The following is an 813-nucleotide window of genomic DNA, read 5'->3' on the forward strand; positions in this document are numbered from 1 at the left end:
TCGCCGTCCCATGTGAAGACGGTTAGCTCGGTTGCGCCTGTCGCGCCTCTGACTTCCTTCGCCACGCGCCGCCCGAATGCGTCGTAGGTATAGCTTGCGGCAACATCGAACGGCGCAGTGCCAGAAATCCAGGTAGTAGAACCATCCGTGCTCCTCTCCCGGCGGTCTATCTCGTTCGCCGCTGGCGGCTTCGCGTAGCGCTCGGCCTCCGTGAGCCGGTTCTGCTGGTCGTAGGCATAAACCCACGTCACGCCATTAGGCTCGGTCTTGCGGCTCAGATTCCCGCGCTCGTCATACGCGTAGTGCGTGCGGTTCAACTCCTTCAGCACATTGCCGATGCACTTCGGCAACGACTGTTCCCACGCGCGCAATCTCTCGGTGTCTTCAAAATGCCGCCAGCGGCTCGGTGGAGCTCCTCCCGCACGCCTCAACGCCGCGTCTTCGGCATCCTCTCGCGCATGGCGCGCCGCACCTTCCTCATCCGTCTCCACGACCGGGCGCGGCGGAACCTTCTCCGGATCGACAGGATTGCCCGCCGGATCGAACGCAAAGATTTCGGTCAGATCGGGCGTCACCGACTTGAGCAAGCGCCCGAGCGGGTCATAGGTATAGTCGGTTAAAGCGTTCTGCACAGCCGCCATGGCGGGACCGGTCAAGCTCGGCAACGCCACGTCCGCACCTTCTGTTGGCGTCTGGGCGACGCCTGCGGGGTGCGTCCAACATCACGCGCTTCACGCGAACTCGCAAGACGCGCGACTTCTGCGCGTATCGCGTCGTGGTCGAATCGCCGCTTGCGCGTTTGCGCATCACCAA

At 63.5% G+C, this 813-nt stretch carries 1 protein-coding gene; it reads right to left on the bottom strand.

The genetic code is table 11. The features are described from left to right. Positions 1-671, bottom strand: a 671-nt coding sequence (locus NCT05_RS36655) for an RHS repeat domain-containing protein (protein ID WP_250504800.1), incomplete at its 3' end; no start/stop codon positions are given. Positions 672-813: the final 142 nt, after the last annotated feature.

The organism is Caballeronia sp. AZ7_KS35, from assembly GCF_023631045.1.
In the GTDB taxonomy this organism is placed as follows: domain Bacteria; phylum Pseudomonadota; class Gammaproteobacteria; order Burkholderiales; family Burkholderiaceae; genus Caballeronia; species Caballeronia zhejiangensis.